Raw genomic sequence first — 293 nt, 5'->3', positions numbered from 1 at the left:
GGGCCCAACAGCGTTGCGGAGCCGCCGACCACTGCGGCCACCAGGATGTCCACCGAGTACCAGATGTCCGCGTACACCTCTGAGGAAACGTAAAGGGTGACCAGCCCGTTGAGCGCGCCCGCGATGCCGGTAATGAAAGCGCTGATGGAAAAAGCCAGCGTGCGGTACAGCCAGCGGTTGACGCCGCTCGATTCGGCCGCCTTCTCGGCGTCCCGCAGCGACTTGAAGGCGCGGCCCACCCCGGATCGCACCAGGCTCCAGATGAAGAGCGTGACCAGTGCGAGGAACAGGAC

1 protein-coding gene is annotated in these 293 nt (G+C 65.2%); it reads right to left on the bottom strand.

Going from position 1 to position 293, the window contains the following annotated elements:
* The coding region (locus ACTFO6_RS18485; protein WP_439935836.1) for an ABC transporter permease subunit at positions 1-293 on the bottom strand (293 nt) is incomplete at both ends.

Source organism: Pelomicrobium sp. G1, assembly GCF_051905455.1.
Classification (GTDB): Bacteria; Pseudomonadota; Gammaproteobacteria; order Burkholderiales; family UBA6910; genus Pelomicrobium.
Note: the sequence above shows the minus strand (reverse complement) of the source record. Positions and strands in the feature narration are given on the sequence as shown.